Origin of the sequence: Methylobacterium thuringiense (assembly GCF_022179645.1) — a bacterium.
Taxonomy (GTDB): domain Bacteria; phylum Pseudomonadota; class Alphaproteobacteria; order Rhizobiales; family Beijerinckiaceae; genus Methylobacterium; species Methylobacterium thuringiense.
Window position 1 is genome coordinate 375,183 of sequence record NZ_BPRA01000001.1, and the last position, 14,758, is coordinate 389,940.

At 67.7% G+C, this 14,758-nt stretch carries 16 protein-coding genes; 6 read left to right on the forward strand and 10 right to left on the reverse strand.

All coding sequences use genetic code 11. From position 1 onward, the window contains the following. Positions 1-152: 152 nt before the first annotated feature. Together MFF07_RS01620 and trmD are read right to left on the reverse strand one after the other, a co-directional pair. A complete protein-coding gene (locus MFF07_RS01620) occupies positions 153-1,325 on the reverse strand; it encodes a phosphoserine transaminase (protein WP_147814312.1) in 1,173 nt (390 codons plus the stop codon). A 251-nt stretch (positions 1,326-1,576) separates the two neighbouring features. After that, entirely contained in the window at positions 1,577-2,284 is a 708-nt protein-coding gene (trmD, locus tag MFF07_RS01625) for a tRNA (guanosine(37)-N1)-methyltransferase TrmD (protein ID WP_147814467.1), read from the reverse strand. Positions 2,285-2,370: 86 nt separating this feature from the next. Between trmD and MFF07_RS01630 the strand changes: the two genes are divergently transcribed. Continuing rightward, on the forward strand, positions 2,371-3,126 hold the full coding sequence (locus MFF07_RS01630) for a class I SAM-dependent methyltransferase (RefSeq protein ID WP_147814465.1): 756 nt from the start codon (positions 2,371-2,373) through the stop codon (positions 3,124-3,126). Positions 3,127-3,191: 65 nt separating this feature from the next. After that, on the forward strand, positions 3,192-3,986 hold the full coding sequence (locus MFF07_RS01635; RefSeq protein ID WP_147814310.1) for a bestrophin-like domain: 795 nt from the start codon (positions 3,192-3,194) through the stop codon (positions 3,984-3,986). A gap of 12 nt (positions 3,987-3,998) precedes the next feature. Here the strand turns inward: MFF07_RS01635 and rimM are convergent, their stop codons facing one another. From rimM to MFF07_RS01660, 5 genes are all read right to left on the reverse strand, one after another. Continuing rightward, the gene (rimM, locus tag MFF07_RS01640; protein WP_373322217.1) at positions 3,999-4,604 is read right to left on the reverse strand and encodes a ribosome maturation factor RimM; all 606 of its coding nucleotides are present in this window, start codon (positions 4,602-4,604) and stop codon (positions 3,999-4,001) included. 208 nt (positions 4,605-4,812) lie between these two features. Next, positions 4,813-5,175 carry a 30S ribosomal protein S16 gene (gene rpsP, locus MFF07_RS01645; protein WP_238230462.1) on the reverse strand — a complete coding sequence of 121 codons (363 nt, stop codon included), beginning with the start codon at positions 5,173-5,175 and terminating at the stop codon, positions 4,813-4,815. Next, complete coding sequence (locus tag MFF07_RS01650; RefSeq protein ID WP_147814304.1) at positions 5,175-5,510, reverse strand: chorismate mutase; 336 nt, start codon at positions 5,508-5,510, stop codon at positions 5,175-5,177. Before MFF07_RS01650 ends, rpsP begins: the two co-directional genes overlap by 1 nt. After that, the gene (gene ffh, locus MFF07_RS01655) at positions 5,507-7,072 is read right to left on the reverse strand and encodes a signal recognition particle protein (protein WP_147814302.1); all 1,566 of its coding nucleotides are present in this window, start codon (positions 7,070-7,072) and stop codon (positions 5,507-5,509) included. The genes MFF07_RS01650 and ffh overlap by 4 nt, the downstream gene beginning before the upstream one ends. Positions 7,073-7,086: 14 nt before the next feature. Then, positions 7,087-7,308, reverse strand: coding sequence for a glutathione S-transferase (locus MFF07_RS01660; RefSeq protein ID WP_147814300.1), 222 nt, complete (start codon positions 7,306-7,308; stop codon positions 7,087-7,089). 274 nt (positions 7,309-7,582) lie between these two features. Between MFF07_RS01660 and MFF07_RS01665 the strand changes: the two genes are divergently transcribed. The 4 genes from MFF07_RS01665 to MFF07_RS01680 all read left to right on the forward strand — a co-directional run bounded on the left by MFF07_RS01665 (position 7,583) and on the right by MFF07_RS01680 (position 10,950). Then, complete coding sequence (locus MFF07_RS01665; RefSeq protein ID WP_147814298.1) at positions 7,583-8,041, forward strand: hypothetical protein; 459 nt, start codon at positions 7,583-7,585, stop codon at positions 8,039-8,041. A gap of 382 nt (positions 8,042-8,423) precedes the next feature. Beyond that, complete coding sequence (locus MFF07_RS01670) at positions 8,424-9,518, forward strand: Rieske 2Fe-2S domain-containing protein (RefSeq protein ID WP_147814296.1); 1,095 nt, start codon at positions 8,424-8,426, stop codon at positions 9,516-9,518. A 103-nt stretch (positions 9,519-9,621) separates the two neighbouring features. Beyond that, positions 9,622-9,831 (forward strand): hypothetical protein, encoded by a 210-nt coding sequence (locus tag MFF07_RS01675; protein WP_238230464.1) that lies wholly within the window; start codon positions 9,622-9,624, stop codon positions 9,829-9,831. 57 nt (positions 9,832-9,888) lie between these two features. Beyond that, complete coding sequence (locus MFF07_RS01680; protein WP_238230465.1) at positions 9,889-10,950, forward strand: MBL fold metallo-hydrolase; 1,062 nt, start codon at positions 9,889-9,891, stop codon at positions 10,948-10,950. Positions 10,951-11,108: 158 nt separating this feature from the next. Here MFF07_RS01680 and hslU read toward each other — a convergent pair whose 3' ends face one another. The 3 genes from hslU to hslV all read right to left on the reverse strand — a co-directional run bounded on the left by hslU (position 11,109) and on the right by hslV (position 14,507). Beyond that, positions 11,109-12,422: an ATP-dependent protease ATPase subunit HslU gene (gene hslU, locus MFF07_RS01685; RefSeq protein ID WP_147814292.1), complete on the reverse strand. Its 1,314-nt coding sequence runs from the start codon at positions 12,420-12,422 to the stop codon at positions 11,109-11,111. A gap of 448 nt (positions 12,423-12,870) precedes the next feature. After that, on the reverse strand, positions 12,871-13,929 hold the full coding sequence (locus MFF07_RS01690) for a hypothetical protein (protein ID WP_238230468.1): 1,059 nt from the start codon (positions 13,927-13,929) through the stop codon (positions 12,871-12,873). Between the two features lie 47 nt (positions 13,930-13,976). After that, positions 13,977-14,507, reverse strand: coding sequence for an ATP-dependent protease subunit HslV (gene hslV / locus MFF07_RS01695; RefSeq protein ID WP_147814290.1), 531 nt, complete (start codon positions 14,505-14,507; stop codon positions 13,977-13,979). Positions 14,508-14,758: the final 251 nt, after the last annotated feature.

The window sequence follows — 14,758 nt, forward strand, 5'->3', positions numbered from 1 at the left end:
GGGAAGGAGCGATACGCATCCGCGCACAAACCCTCTCCCCTCTGCGGGAGAGGGTGGCCATCGCGTCAGCGAGGGTCGGGAGAGGGGGAGCGTCGTTTCCTGAGAGGGCGTTCCCCCTCTCCCGCGGAGGGGAGAGGGTTGAGCGCGTCGAGCTACGCCGCAGCGGCAGCCAGCGCCTTCTTCTCTTCGAAGAACGCCCAGTCGAGCCACGGCGTCAGCGCCTCGAGATCCGAGGCCTCGACGGTCGCGCCGCACCAGATGCGCAGGCCGGGGGGGGCGTCGCGGTAGGCGCCGAGGTCGTAGGCGACGCCCTCCCTGTCGAGCCGCTCGACCATGCCCTTGGCGACTTGCGCCACCACCGCGTCGCCGAGGGCGAGCACGTCGGGGTCGGCGATCACGAGGCAGACACCCGTATTCGTATAGGTCGACGGGTCGACGGCGAGGTGGCCGATCCAGGGCGTGCGCGACACCCAATCGTGGACGACCTTGGCGTTTGCGTCGGCCCGCGCATGGAGAGCGTCGAGGCCGCCGATCGACTGGCCCCATTTCAGCGTGTCGAGATAATCCTCGACCGCGAGCATGGAGGGCGTGTTGATCGTGTCGCCCTGGAAGATGCCCTCGATCAGCTTGCCGCCTTTGGTCATCCGGAAGATCTTGGGGAGCGGCCAGGCCGGCTTGTGGCTCTCGATCCGCGCGACCGAGCGGGGGGAGAGGATCAGCATGCCGTGCGCCGCCTCGCCGCCCATCACCTTCTGCCAGGAATATGTGACGACATCGAGCTTGTGCCACGGGAGCGGCATCGCGAAGGCCGCCGAGGTGGCGTCGCAGATGGTGACGCCGTCGCGGTCGTCGGCGATCCAGTCGTCGTGCGGGATGCGCACGCCGGCGGTGGTGCCGTTCCAGGTGAAGACGACGTCGTTGTTCTTGGTGTCGATCGCGTCGAGCGCCGGCAGCACGCCGTGCTCGGTGGTCCGCACGATCGGGTCGATCCTGAGCTGCTTGAGCGCATCGGTGACCCACTCGGCCCCGAAGGAATCCCAGGCCATCACCTCGACGCGGCGCTCGCCCAACATCGACCACATCGCCATCTCGACGGCGCCGGTATCGGAGGCGGGCACGATGCCGATGCGGTAATCGTCTGGCACGCGCAGCACCGTGCGCGTCAGGTCGATGGCTTCGCGAAGCTTGGCCTTGCCGGGCGCCGACCGGTGAGAGCGCCCAAGGGCGGCACCGGAGAGCGCATCGAGGGTCCAGCCGGGGCGCTTGGCCGTGGGTCCGGACGAGAAGTTAGGCACGCGCGGGCGCGTGTTGGGCCGGTCTGTCATGTCAGTCCATCCTTACAGATGGGCGCCTCCCGTTGGGGGGAGGTGTCCCGCCGACGGGGATGGCGGAGGTTTTGGGCGAATGCAAGGTGTGGTTTTGGACATTCGCTTGCCGTGGCTTCGGCATCGCGCGCCCCCTCCGTCCGCTTCGCGGCCACCTCCCCCGTTGGGGGAGGAGTTGGCGCCGAGCGTATTTCTCGCCCCGTGCGCGAGGGGGACCATGCGAAGCATGGCGGAGTGGGCAGCGCCGACGCTTAAATCTTGCAGCTCACCAGCAGATCCGGCCGCCGCTCGCGCGTCAGCCGCACGCTCTCAGCCTCACGCCATTTCGCGATGGCGCCATGGTTTCCGCCGCTCAACACATCCGGAATGGCGCGCCCCTCCCACTCACGCGGTCGCGTATAGTGCGGATACTCGAGATGGCCCGCTTCGAAACTCTCCTCGTCGCCGGATGCTAGCTTGCCCATGACGCCGGGCAGCAGGCGCACGCAGGCATCGATCAGCACCAGGGCCGCGATCTCGCCGCCCGAGAGCACGTAGTCGCCGATCGAGACCTCCTCGAGCCCGCGTCCCGCGATCACCCGCTCGTCCACGCCCTCGAAGCGGCCGCAGACGATCACCGCGCCCGGCCCGGCGCTGAGCGCACGCACCCGCGCCTGCGTCAGCGGTTTTCCGCGCGGCGACATCAGGATGCGCGGGCGGGGATCGTCGGCGGGTGCGGCCGCGTCGATCGCGGCGGCGAGGACGTCGCAGCGAAGCACCATGCCGGCGCCCCCGCCGGCGGGGGTGTCGTCGACGCTGCGGTGGCGGCCGATCCCGTGTTCGCGGATCTGGCGGGTTTCGAGCGCCCAGGTGCCGCGCCCGAGCGCGTCGCCCGAGAGCGAGATCCCGAGGGGGCCGGGAAACATCTCTGGATAGAGCGTGAGGATCGTGGCGCGCCAGGGCACGGTGTCGGTGGTCATCGCCTCCCATGACGCGTCGTGCGGGCGGGCGTCAAATGCGCGCGAGCCCGCCATCTGCATCTCCTTTGCGTTATGTTCGACCAATGATGTTTCGCCCGTTCGCCATCGTCGCCCTGACAGCTGCACTCGCCACGGGCGCCGTCGTCGCGCAGGACATCCAGCCGATGGCGCCGCCCGGTGTGCCAGCGGACAAGTTCCCCAAGCCCGATCGCCCGGTGGCCGAGATCGTCTCGGCGCAATGGGCGCTGGAGAAGGAGCGCAACAAGGCCGACGAGGTCGGGCAGGTGGCGGCGCTGATGAACATTCGCGAGGGCCAGACCGTCGCCGATGTCGGTGCCGGCAACGGCTACTACGTGTTTCCGCTGGCGAAACGCGTCGGTGCGACGGGCCGGATACTCGCGGAGGACATCACCCCGGACTACCTTGCCGAACTCGAGAAGAGGGTGCAGGCGAGCGGCCAGAGCAACATCACGGTGGTGCACGGTGAGGCGCACGACCCGCGCCTGCCGCCGGCCTCGCTCGATGCGGCGATCATGGTGCACATGTACCATGAGATCGCGCAGCCCTACGGCCTGCTCCACAACCTCGCCGCCGCGATGAAGCCGGGCGGTCGGGTCGGCATCGTCGACGCAAACGACATCCCCTCGAAGCACGGCACGCCGCCAAAACTGCTACGCTGCGAACTTGCCGCCGCCGGCTACAAGGAGGTGAGCCTGAAGACGCTCAAGGGCGGCGTCGGCTATCTCGCGATCTTCCAGGCACCGGCCCCCGAGGCGCGGCCCGACCCGGCGACGATCACGCCGTGCAAGGACGAGACGACGCGGGCTCGCAAGAAGCACTGATCGCCGTTCACGGCTTGCGAGCTTTTCGCGGATAGCGTGCCCGGCTTCGTGCTCGGGACGCTCCCATGATCCTCAGTCTGTGGCTCGACCAGCCGGTCTGGCTGATGTTCACCCTTCTTGCCGTGCCGATCCTCGGCCTGTGCGCCGTGCTGTGGCTGCTGACGGTCTGGCGGCGGTCGCGACCGCTGATGCAGTCGTGCGGCACGGGGATCGTGGCGCCGTATTTCAGCGCGATCTCCGTCATGCTCGCCCTGCTGACGGGCTTCGTCGCGAACGATGCCTGGGAGCGGCAGCGGCAGGCCTCGCGCGTGGTGCAGTCCGAGCGGGCGAACGCGCGCGCCGTCTACGACCTCAGTATCGCGACGGCCTCCGATATGAGCGGCATTCGCGCCTCGCTGGCCGAGTATCTCGACGCGGTGATCGGGGAGGAATGGGCCGCGATGGCCGAGCGTGGCGGCTCGTCCCAGCGTGTGGGCTTGGCCCTGGCTCGCCTGCTTCAGGCCGTGGCTGATCCGCGGGTCGGCCCAGAGGCTGGACCAGCCGCCCAATCGACCCTGCTCGACGCCGTGATGAACCTGCGTTCGGCGCGCGGCGATCGGCTGTCGCTGGCGGAGGCCAAGGACGACGAGACCAAGTGGCTCACGCTGCTGGTGCTCGCCGGGCTGACACTCGTCGCCCTTGCACTCATCCACCTGGAGAAACCGCGGGCGCAGGCGACAGTGCTGCTGCTCTTCGCAGCGGCGATGATCTCGACGCTCGGGCTGGTCGCCCTGCACGAACGGCCCTTCGACGGACCCCTGGCGCTCGGACCGGACGCGTTGCGCGCGGCGCGGGCCAGCATGGAGGTTAAGACGCCTTAACAGGCTTCCGGATCACTCCGGCTCGTCGGCGGGCTTCGGGCCTGGCAGCGCAAACAGGTCTTCCGGCGGATCGATGACGATGCGCCGGTTGGGTATGTCGAGGGTCGGCACGAAGGCCTTGGTGAAAGGCAGGAGCGCAGTGGCGCCGCCGAGCGCCGGGCGGATCTCCAGGAGATCGCCGCCGCCGTAATTCGGCACGCCAAGGACGGTGCCGATCACCGTGCCTGCGGCATCGACCGCGTCGAGGCCGACGAGATCGGCGGCGAAGATTTCGTCCTCGTCCTCCGGCGTCCCGAGCTTGTCCCGCGAGCAGTAGAGCACGACACGCGTCAGCGCCTCGGCTCCGGTGCGGTCTGTCACGCCCTGGACGCGGACGACGAGGAGGTCGGGGGAGGAGCCCGGGGCAGGCTTGGCGTCGGTGAGGACGAAGGTTCGCCCGTCGGCCGCAAGCAGCGGGCCGTAGCCGGCGATGGCGAGCGGATCGCTCGTGTAGGATTTCAGCCGGATCTCACCGCGCAGGCCCTGCGCGCGGCCGAACTCGCCCAACGCCACGAGCTCTTTGGGCACTGCCCGTTGTTCGCTCGCGGCGCGCGATGGTGAGCCGGGGCGACGGGCCATGGGGGTCGGTCTCGGTGGTGGGGTGCAAAACCCTCTCCCCTCTACAGGAGAGGGTGGCCCGCGTAGCGGGTCGGGAGAGAGGAACGACGGTTTCGGATAGGCAGTAGGCGGTTGCAAGGACGCACCTTCCGGCAACGTCGCGCTGCACCTCTCTCGCCTGCTCCGCAGTCACCCTCCCCCGCATAGGGGGAGGGTAGGTCGGCGCAGGTTACGCCACAGCGTCTTCGGCCGGGGCGGCGAGCTTCTCGGCGCGCTTGGTGGCGCGCTCCTTGGCCTTCTCGCCGGGCTCGGCCTTCTGCGGGTTGTTACGGGCCGGACGCTTGGCGAGGCCGGCGGCGTCGAGGAAGCGCAGGACGCGATCGGTCGGCTGCGCGCCCTTGGCGAGCCAGGACGCGATTTTCTCGTTGTCGAGAACGATGCGGGCCGGATCGTCCTTGGCCTTCATCGGGTCGTAGGCGCCGACCTTCTCAATGAAGCGGCCGTCGCGGGGCGCGCGGGCATCGGCGACGACGATGCGGTAGTAGGGGCGCTTCTTGGCGCCGCCGCGGGTGAGGCGAATCTTGAGGGACATCAGTCGTTCCTTTCGGTTTCGGTCTTCAGATCGGCGTTCTGCGCGATCGTGTGGTGGTGCCGGATCACTTCCTTGACCACGAAGGCCAGGAATTTTTCGGCGAAGTCGGGGTCGAGCTTGGCATCGACCGCGAGTTTTCTAAGCCGGGTCACTTGGCGCGACTCCCGGTCGGGATCGGACGCCGGCATGCCCTTGCGAGCTTTCAGTTCGCCGACCCGCTGCGTGCAGCGGAAGCGCTCGGCGAGCAGGTGGATCAGCGCCGCATCGAAATTGTCGATGCTGTCGCGCAGGCGCACGAGTTCGGGGTCGACGCCCTGGGCAGACAGGATGCTCACTTCTTCTTGCCCGGCATGAAGCCGCCGAGGCCCGGAAGTTTCGGACCGCCGAGTCCGGGCAGGCCAGGCATCTTGCCGCCGCCACCGAGGCCCGGCGGCATCGGCGGAAGCTTGCCGCCGAACTGCTTCTGCATCTGCTCGATCTGCTCCGGCGTCGGCTCGGGCATGCCGGGGGGCATCTTCATGCCGCCCGGCAGCCCGCCCGGCATGCCACCGCCGCCGAGGCCGAACATCGATCCCAGAGCCTGGCCGATGCCGCGCTTGCCCGAGCCCATCGCCTTCATCATGTCGGCCATGGTCCGGTGCATCTTCAGGAGCTTGTTCAGCTCCTCTACCTTGGTGCCCGACCCCGCGGCGATGCGCTTCTTGCGGGAGTTCTTGAGGATGTCGGGATTCTTACGCTCCTGCGCGGTCATCGACGAGATGATGGCGCGCTGGCGCTTGAACATGTTCTCGTCGAGGTTGGCGCCCTCGACCTGCTTCTTCATGGCGCCCATGCCGGGCAGCATGCCCATCAGGCCGCCGATGCCGCCCATCTTCTCCATCTGTCCGAGCTGCATCGACAGGTCGTCGAGGTCGAACTTGCCCTTGCGCATCTTCTCCGCGGTGCGGAGCGCCTGCTCGTGGTCGATGGTCTCGGCCGCCTTCTCGACGAGGGAGACGATGTCGCCCATGCCGAGGATACGATTGGCGACGCGGGCCGGGTGAAACTCTTCGAGCGCGTCGACCTTCTCGCCGGTACCGACGAGCTTGATCGGCTTGCCGGTGACGGCGCGCATCGAGAGCGCCGCGCCACCGCGGCTGTCGCCGTCCATGCGGGTCAGGACGATGCCGGTGATGCCGATACGCTGATCGAAGGCGCGGGCAGTGATCACCGCATCTTGGCCGGTGAGGGCGTCGGCGACGAGGAGCACCTCGTGCGGGTTCGTGACCGCCTTGACTTCGGCGGCCTCGGCCATCAGCGCGTCGTCGACCGTGGTGCGGCCGGCGGTGTCGAGCATGACGACGTCGAAGCCGCCCAGCCGAGCGGCCTCCATGGCGCGCCGCGCGATCTGCACCGCCGACTGGCCGGCAACGATCGGCAGGCTCTCGACCTCGACCTGCTTGGCGAGGATGGCCAGCTGCTCCATCGCCGCTGGTCGGCGGGTGTCGAGCGAGGCGAGCAGCACGCGGCGCTTTTCGCGGCCGGAGAGACGTCGCGCGATCTTGGCCGTCGTGGTGGTCTTACCCGAGCCCTGCAGGCCGACCATCAGGATGGCGACGGGAGCCGGGGCGTTGAGGTCGATGATGCCGGCCTCGGTGCCGAGCATGGCCACGAGTTCGTCGTTGACGATCTTCACGACCATCTGGCCGGGCGTCACCGACTTCACGACGACGGCGCCCACCGCCTTCTCGCGTACCGCCTCGGTGAAGCTGCGCACCACCTCCAGCGAGACGTCGGCTTCGAGCAGGGCGCGGCGCACCTCGCGCATGGCGGCGGTGACGTCGGCCTCCGTCAGCGCACCGCGGCGAGTGAGCCCGGAGAGGATGCCGGAGAGGCGGTCGGACAGGCCTTCGAACATGCTGATCTCAGGCCCTACTGATAGACGCCGGCATTGGCCGCGCGGCGCGCCTGAAGCGCATCCTCGAAGCCGGCCACGGCGCGAGCGAACTTGTCACGGCAATCGGGATTGCAGAAACCGACGACGGCGCCGTTGTAGAGCGTCAGCGAGTCGGCCGCGATCGGCTCGCCCGACCAGGGGCAATGCTCGTTGACCGCATCCTCGATGCGAAGGCTGGTGTCCTGTGCAGGCGCCATGGGCGGCGGCATGCTCCTCGATAAATCGCCGGGGACGCCGTATCGCCAACGCGAAGCTCGCCCGAGGGCGCAGACGCGCTGTCGGGCGTTGACCTCCGGCCTCTCGGGCCGGGCGGCTTCTCGTAGTGACGACATGGCGTCGGATAGGTGGCGGCGTTAGGCCGGCAGCGCCGCCAAGTCAAGGTACCGATCCGGAACAGTGGGGCCGGTCTCGACCTTTACCGTTCCTTAAGCATGTTGGGATGACATGGCCTGGAAATCGAGGATCCAGCCGATGTCGGAACCTGCTCGTAACGCTTCCTTCCACGACACCGTGAGCCGGCCGTCGACCCAATCCGGTCCCTTGCGGGACTGGCTGGCCGCCATGCGTGCGACCGCTCCCGAAGGCCGCCAAGCCGAGGCCGAGGTTCCGCCGCCGGTCGCCCCCCAGGCGTTCGAGAGCAAGACCTCGGGCTGGGCGCCCCGTCTCGTGGTGCCGAATGAGAAGACCGAGGCCCAGGACGACGAGGTCGCCGAGCTCATCGCCGAAAACATGATGCTGAAAGCCAAGCTCCGGCTCGAGGCCGACCGGCGCGATGAACTTCAGCTTCTCCTCGCCCAGGAAGTCCGCGAATTGCGCGCCCATATCGGCGACGAGATCGCCAAGATGGAAGATCTGCGCGGCGAGCGCGACCTCTGGAAGGCTCGCTGCGAAGCGCTGATGCAGCCCCTGTTCAGCGGCCAGACCCGCTGACAGAACCGTTTCCTACCGAATTAGACTCGAAGGCTTCAAAACGACGAAGGGCCGCCCCGGTGAGGGCGGCCCTTCCATTGCCGAACCGCGGTCCGACGAAACCTGTTCGCGTGTCCCGCGAGGGCTAGATGCTCTCGCCGGAGGTAACGGTCCAGGTCTTGGTCGCCGATGACAGCGGCTGATGACAATGAGACACTGGATCACCTCCTTTCGTTCGTTTCTGGGAATTCGAAGGTAGGGACTCCGGCCCGGCTTCGTAAAGCCCCCCGGCTGCGTTCTCTCGCCGCGCCGCACATCGCGTCTGCTGGCAACCCTTTCGACGGCGGCGTATGACGGCGCGAGCGCACCGAACGGGGTGCCGCCGAGAGGACGACGAGGCTCCATGCTCGCCGCGACGACGCGCGCCGCAGACGAAACCGTATCCGACGCCGCCCTCGACCCGAAGGCGATGCGCGAGCCTTTGCCGAATGCATGGTACTGCGTCGGGCAGGCGCCTACGCTGAAACCCGGCGGCATGCGGCCGGTAGAGCTGAACGGCGAGCAGATCGTCGTCGGCCGCGACGCCGCTGGCGCGCTCTTCGCCATGCGCGACCGCTGCCCGCATCGCGGCATGGCCCTCTCGAAGGGCCGCTTCGACGGCGACACCGTGATGTGCCCGTTCCACGGCTGGCGCTTCGGCACCGACGGACGCTGCCGCGACGTGCCGACACTCTCCGAAAAGGACGCTTCGGATTTTTCGCGGATTGCCGTCCAGCGCTTCCCCATCTTGGAGAGCGCCGGATTCCTGTGGGTGAACCCCTATCTGGGGCCGGCAAGCGCGACAGACCTGCCCGCCGTACCCGAGCTCGGCTTCGAGCCCGCCGGCAGCCTCGTGGTGGAGCTCGAAGTCGAGGCAAGTTTCGACCTGACGACGCTGAGCCTCGTCGATCCCGGACACGTCGCCTTCGTTCACGATTCCTGGTGGTTCCGCCCCTCCAAGGAGTTGCGGGAAAAAGTAAAAACCTTCCAGCCGGTGCCGCACGGCTTCGTCATGTCGAGCCATGCCACCACGACGAGTTCGCCGATCTACAAGCTGCTCGGCGGTGCGCCGGAAGTCGAGATCGAGTTCCGCTTGCCCGGCATTCGCCTTGAGCGGATCGTGGCGGGCGAAAAGCGGATGGCGAACTACACCTTCGCCACGCCGCTCACCAACAACCGCACCATGCTCACCAACGCGATGTACTGGAGCATGCCGGCGCTGAATTTGCTTAAGCCCATCGCGCGGCCGCTGATGCGGCAGTTCCTGACGCAGGACCAGCAGGTGCTCCAGCACGCCCAGGCCGGCCTCGACCGCAAGCCCACCATGGTCCTGCTCGGCCAGGGTGACCTGCCGTCGCAATGGTATTTCCGCCTCAAGCGCGAGGCGCTGGAAGCGGCCCGTGCCGGCCGCAGCTTCGAGAACCCTCTCAGCCGGCAGGAGCTGCGCTGGCGCTCTTGAGCGTCATCAAGGTTGCGTGAAGCCTTTGCAGCGCTGAAACTTTCGCCGGTCGGCTACCGTATCCCCATGAGCGCTTGCGCAGGACGACGGGGAGGATTTTTGCGTGGCGTCTCCGCATTACGTCATACGCCGCAGTCGATCGGGCCGCTTCAACTTCACGCTGCTGGCCGAGCACGGTCGCATCAACGGCGTCGTGGTGGTGCCGACGGAGAACCGCTCGAAGGAAGAGGTGGCCCAACACGCCCGCGAGAAGATCCGGGCCCTCGCTGACGACCTCGCCACGGTCGCAAACCGCACCGCGCTCCCATCCTGATGCGGCGTCTGGGTCGAAGCGCTTGAACGGCCGCGCTTGGCCGCCATCTTGGGTGACATGACACGGCGACGCCTGATCACGGCCGCGAGCGCGGCCACGGTGATGACCCTCGGCGGCGTCGGCTATGCCGCGCACCGGCGCAGCGCGAACCCCTATTATCGCGGCCCTATCAGCGACCATTTCGACGGCGTGCGCTTCCACGCCCCGGAACAGCCGCCGGACAAGAATTTCTCGGACCTCGCCCGCTGGCGCATGACCGCCAAGACCGAGCCCTGGCCCGCGAGCGCCCCGAGCCCGTTCCCGGCCGACATTCCGCCAGAGCGCGTCGACGGTCTCCGAGTCGTGCTCATCGGCCATGCGAGCTACCTGTTCCAAGTCGCGGGCCGCAACATCCTGGTCGACCCGGTTTTCGCCAAGCGCGCGAGCCCGGTGCGCTTCGCGGGGCCCAAGCGCGTGAACCCGCCGGGCATCGCCTACGAAAAGCTGCCGCCGATCGACGTGGTTCTGATCACCCACAACCACTACGACCACCTCGACGGGCCGACGATGGCGCGGCTCTGGCAGGAGCACCAGCCGCTGATCGTCGCCCCCCTCGGCAACGACGCGATCCTGCGCGGCTACGACGAGACCATGAACGTCGAGACCCGCGACTGGGGCGAGTCGGTCGATCTCGGCGGCGGCACGACGGTGCATCTCACTCCAGCGAACCACTGGTCGGCCCGCGGCCTCAACGATCGCCGCATGGCCCTGTGGTGCGCCTTCGTCCTGACGACGCCGCGCGGCGTCCACTACCATGTCGGCGATACCGGTCTCGGTCAGGGCACGATCTTTCGCGACATCCGTGCCCGCTTCGGCCCGCCGCGCCTCGCGACGCTGCCGATCGGCGCCTACGAGCCGCGCTGGTTCATGCAGCCCCAGCACATGAACCCAGCCGATGCGGTTGAGGCATTAAGGCTGCTTGACGCCGAACAGGCGCTCGGACATCACTGGGGCACGTTCAAGCTCACCGACGAGGGCATCGAGCGTCCGGCAGAAGCGCTGACTGCGGCGCTCGGCGCGGCGGGCCTGAGGCAGGAGGTGTTTCTGCCGTTGCGGCCGGGACAGGTTTGGGAAGGGTGATACGGTTTCCGTGTCATCGCCTTGGAGCGTTCCTCTTCATTGCGAGCGACGCGAAGCAATCCAGGGCCATTACAATGCGGCTTATGAGTTTGCCCTGGATTGCTTCGCGTCGCTCGCAATGACGGAAAATGCATCTGTTTCGGCGGACCGGTTCAGACTTAAAGAATAAACCGGCTGAGATCGGCATTCGCAGCCAGATCCTCGACACTATCTCGCACGTAAGCTGCATCGATCCTGAGCGTTTCCCCCGAGCGATCGGTGGCGCTGAAGGATATCTCGTCGATCACCCGCTCCAGCACGGTCTGCAGCCGGCGCGCGCCGATGTTCTCGACCGATGAATTCACCTCGACAGCGACACGGGCGAGCGCATCGACGGCGTCGTCCGTGAAGTCGAGGGTGACGCCCTCGGTCAGCATCAGGGCGACGGTCTGCTTGAGCAGGCTCGCCTCCGTCGTGGTGAGGATCTGCTTGAAATCCTCCACCGTCAGCGGCTGCAGCTCGACCCGGATCGGCAGCCGGCCCTGCAATTCGGGCAGCAGGTCGGAGGGCTTCGAGACGTGGAAGGCGCCGCTCGCGATGAACAGCACGTGGTCGGTCTTCACCGCACCGTGTTTCGTCGCCACCGTGGTGCCCTCGATCAGCGGCAGCAGGTCGCGCTGCACGCCCTCGCGGGAGACGTCGGCACCGCCGCGGCTCTCGCGGGCGCAGATCTTGTCGATCTCGTCGAGGAAGACGATGCCGTTGTTCTCGACCTCGCGGATCGCCTCGCGGGTCAGCGCGTCGTCGTCGACCAGCTTGTCGGATTCCTCCGCCAGCAGGGGCGCATAGGCGTCCTTCACCGCGATGCGCTTGGGCTTGGCCCGCGCGCCGCCCATGGCCTTGCCGAGCATCTCGCCGATGTTGATCGCGCCCATCGAGGCGCCCGGCATGCCGGGGATCTCGAACATCGGCATGCCCTGCGGACCGCCCTGCGCCAGTTCGAGCTCGACCTCCTTGTCGTCGAGTTCGCTGTTGCGCAGCTTCTTGCGAAACGAGGCGCGGGTGGCTTCGCTCGCGGTCGGTCCGACGAGTGCGTCGAGGATGCGGTTTTCGGCGGCCGCCTCGGCCTTGGCCTTGACCTCCTGGCGCTTCACCTCGCGCCGCAGGCCGATGCCGACCTCGACGAGGTCGCGGATGATCTGCTCGACGTCGCGGCCGACATAGCCGACCTCGGTGAACTTGGTCGCCTCGACCTTGAGGAACGGCGCACCCGCCAGCTTCGCCAGCCGCCGGGCGATCTCGGTCTTGCCGCAGCCGGTGGGGCCGATCATCAGGATGTTCTTCGGCGCGACCTCTTCCTTCAGCGGGCCGGTGAGCTGCTGCCGGCGCCAGCGGTTGCGGAGCGCGATGGCGACCGCGCGCTTCGCGTCGTTCTGGCCGACGATGAAGCGGTCGAGTTCGGAGACGATCTCGCGGGGAGAGAAGGTGGTCATCGGACTCCTGAAGGGCCTGGATGCGCCGCTGGAGCGGTCGATCCCGCGCCAGATCTAAGCGGGCCGGCACGGCGTTTCCAGACGCCCGCTCCCCGAGGCCTCACGGGTGGGACACAGGACCACCTGTCCCGCATGTCCCATGCCGTCCCACGCTCGGGATTGCCTGAGATTGGCCGCGCGTGCGAGCCGACCGTTTTCGCCGGTCTTGACACCGTGACGATGATATGCTTATTGTCCTATTCGATAGCAAGGTTCCGTTCTACGAGACGGCCCAGGATGATCGGATTGGTCGGCCCCTTATCCCTCCCAGCCCAAGCCGCAGCCTGTAGGAAATCGGGGGCCTTCGACCCTCATCGTGATGTGCCGGCATTCAGCAGGGGCACGAAGGCGCCCGGCACAGGATCGTTACCGGGACGATGGAGGACGTGACGACGACCTGACGGCCCGGTCAATCGCGTGGACGCGGCATCCGTCGGGCCAGATCCTCCGGCAACAGTCGCAGCAGCGTCCGGCGCAAGCTCTGCCAGCCCACGCTGAGCACCAGGACGAACGCACCCAGGGTGAGCAGCGTAAGAGGCAGCGAGAGGCCGGCACCACCGTATTCCTGGATCAGGCCGCCGATCGCGTATCCGGCATAGAGCAGGCCCGAGACCAGGATTGCGCGACGGTCCGTGACCAGGGCGACAAGGCTCAGTGCGAGGACGATCGCGATCACGGCGAAGGCCGTACCGGATCCGGTCGTGGCCGCGTTTCCCGCGGTCACCGTCTGCAGCACGGGATGGACGATCAGCGGTGCCGCCAGCAGGTGGAGCCAGAACGCGATGTCCGAGCGCCGCGTAAGCCGCTCGCGATCCGAGAGGTCGAAATGCATTGCAACCGCAAAGCTCGCGAGCCCGGCCAGGACGAGCAGCGTCCACAGCACCGGCGGCTCCGCACCGAGATAGGCGAGCAGCGGCGCTATGATCGTCGTGAGAAGCGCGAGCATACCGGCGGCGACGGTGATCGGCACGCCGAAGCGCCAATAATGCAGTGAGACGAAGACGAGCGTGACTTCCGCCGCCGCACCGGTCACGGGCAGGCCGCTGAACCGTTCGCCGAGGAACGGCCCCATCAGCCCATCGAAGCTGCCGAGCCCCGAACGGGCGGCCGTAAAGACCGCGTAGGCGAAGGCGCCCAGCAGAGCGATGCTGGGAAGCGCCATCCGCCGCCGCAGCGAGAAGAATTCGCCCAGAATCCAGGACAGCAGCGCGACGAGCGGCATGGCGCGCGTCGCACCGAGCAGGTCCGCACCGAGATAGGCCGCCGCTCCGAGGAAAAGGGCGATCCCGAGCGTGACGAAGATGTCCGCGAACCCCGTAACGAAACGCAGACGCTCGTCGTCCTGCGGTATCTCCGCAAAGTCGACCTCCGGATCGGCCCGCGCTTCCAGGGCCAGGGCGAACAGCCGCTTCGCCTGATTCGGTGTGATGATCGCGTCAGCGACCCCACGCGCGATCAGGGCGCGCACTATGCCATCGGGCCGGTCGCTCTCCGTTTCGGCTCCCGGCGCGGATGTCATCTCTCGTCCAGGCTCTCGATCACGAGATTGCCATTGGTGTAGACGCAGATCTCGGCGGCGATCGCCATCGCCTTGCGCACGATCGCCTCGGCGTCGAGGTCCTGGTCCTCCAGCGCGCGCGCTGCGGCGAGCGCATAGTTGCCGCCCGAGCCGATCGCCATGACGCCGTATTCGGGTTCCAGCACGTCGCCGGCACCCGAGAGCAGCAGGCTCACATCCTTGTCGGCCACCACCATCATCGCCTCGAGGCGGCGCAGGTAGCGGTCGGTGCGCCAGTCCTTGGTGAGCTCGACGCAGGCGCGGGTGAGCTGGCCGGGATACTGTTCGAGCTTCGCCTCCAGCCGCTCGAACAGCGTGAAGGCGTCCGCCGTCGCGCCGGCAAACCCACCGATCACCGCGCCCTTGGCGAGCCGGCGCACCTTGCGGGCGTTGCCCTTGACGATCGTCTGCCCGAGGCTGACCTGACCGTCACCGCCGATGACGACCCGGCCGTTCTTGCGCACCATCAGGATGGTGGTGGCATGCATGGACGGCGTGGCGCTTGCGTCGGCGTGAGGCAATGGAGGGTGTCCGTATCGGCTGCGTTTGTCTGCGGGAGGTAGGCGCTGGCGGCGGCGCATCCAAGACGCAGCCCCTGTGACCGGCGCGCCGGCTCTCGTATAGCTCGCGCCAAGAGCATCGTCCCGGATATCGTATCCGGGACGATGCTCTTGGTTCTTGTTTCAGCATCCGACTTTCCGAAAGCCGGTCACCACCTTTCGGTCCGATGCTCGAGCGG

What these genes read in the sequence shown, in the direction of transcription:
- ffh (WP_147814302.1), bottom strand. Translation starts at nt 7,072, where the DNA reads ATGTTCGAAGGCCTGTCCGACCGCCTCTCCGGCATCCTCTCCGGGCTC.
- MFF07_RS01660 (WP_147814300.1), bottom strand. Translation starts at nt 7,308, where the DNA reads ATGGCGCCTGCACAGGACACCAGCCTTCGCATCGAGGATGCGGTCAAC.
- MFF07_RS01630 (WP_147814465.1), top strand. Translation starts at nt 2,371, where the DNA reads ATGTTTCGCCCGTTCGCCATCGTCGCCCTGACAGCTGCACTCGCCACG.
- MFF07_RS01665 (WP_147814298.1), top strand. Translation starts at nt 7,583, where the DNA reads ATGTCGGAACCTGCTCGTAACGCTTCCTTCCACGACACCGTGAGCCGG.
- hslU (WP_147814292.1), bottom strand. Translation starts at nt 12,422, where the DNA reads ATGACCACCTTCTCTCCCCGCGAGATCGTCTCCGAACTCGACCGCTTC.
- hslV (WP_147814290.1), bottom strand. Translation starts at nt 14,507, where the DNA reads ATGCATGCCACCACCATCCTGATGGTGCGCAAGAACGGCCGGGTCGTC.
- MFF07_RS01620 (WP_147814312.1), bottom strand. Translation starts at nt 1,325, where the DNA reads ATGACAGACCGGCCCAACACGCGCCCGCGCGTGCCTAACTTCTCGTCC.
- MFF07_RS01670 (WP_147814296.1), top strand. Translation starts at nt 8,424, where the DNA reads ATGCTCGCCGCGACGACGCGCGCCGCAGACGAAACCGTATCCGACGCC.
- MFF07_RS01680 (WP_238230465.1), top strand. Translation starts at nt 9,889, where the DNA reads ATGACACGGCGACGCCTGATCACGGCCGCGAGCGCGGCCACGGTGATG.
- MFF07_RS01635 (WP_147814310.1), top strand. Translation starts at nt 3,192, where the DNA reads ATGATCCTCAGTCTGTGGCTCGACCAGCCGGTCTGGCTGATGTTCACC.
- rpsP (WP_238230462.1), bottom strand. Translation starts at nt 5,175, where the DNA reads ATGTCCCTCAAGATTCGCCTCACCCGCGGCGGCGCCAAGAAGCGCCCC.
- trmD (WP_147814467.1), bottom strand. Translation starts at nt 2,284, where the DNA reads ATGACCACCGACACCGTGCCCTGGCGCGCCACGATCCTCACGCTCTAT.
- rimM (WP_373322217.1), bottom strand. Translation starts at nt 4,604, where the DNA reads ATGGCCCGTCGCCCCGGCTCACCATCGCGCGCCGCGAGCGAACAACGG.